Origin of the sequence: Desulfobacter latus, from assembly GCF_013389365.1 — a bacterium.
In the GTDB taxonomy this organism is placed as follows: Bacteria; Desulfobacterota; Desulfobacteria; order Desulfobacterales; family Desulfobacteraceae; genus Desulfobacter; species Desulfobacter latus.
This window is the reverse complement of the sequence record NZ_JACADJ010000197.1, coordinates 1-438: the sequence shown is the minus strand read 5'-3', so window position 1 is coordinate 438 and position 438 is coordinate 1. Positions and strand designations below refer to the sequence as shown.

At 35.2% G+C, this 438-nt stretch carries 1 protein-coding gene; it reads left to right on the top strand.

Features of this window, described 5'->3' with window-relative positions:
• On the top strand, nucleotides 1–438 hold a 438-nt coding region (locus tag HXW94_RS20635; RefSeq protein ID WP_218576833.1), incomplete at both ends, for a hypothetical protein.

Sequence of the window (438 nt, the reverse complement as noted above, 5' to 3'; positions counted from 1 at the left end):
CATCAAAAATTTACCTCAACTGCGTGGTCGTCCTTCCTATTCCGTTGATGTTACCCATCAAGAAGCTGTTCGAAATTATATCCGCAATGCTAATTTGGAAGGTCGCCATATTACACTCGAATCTATTTGCAGTTTTCTGAATGAAATTTCTTCTACTGAAGAATCATTTCATATATCAACCCTTGCAAGAACTTTAGATCGTTGGGGTTTTGAGTTTGGAAAAGGTATACGTTCTCAGTATTTAAAAGAAAAAGATCATATTGTTTTAGCACGACAAAACTATCTGAGAAAAATGAGAAGAAATCGGATTGTACGGAGTGAAAAAACAAGACGTCCTGAGGTTTACTTGGATGAATCATATGTAAATAAAAATCATAGCAACGATTTTGTATGGTATTCAAATGAAGATGGGCCATGGATTCAAAAACCAACTGGAAA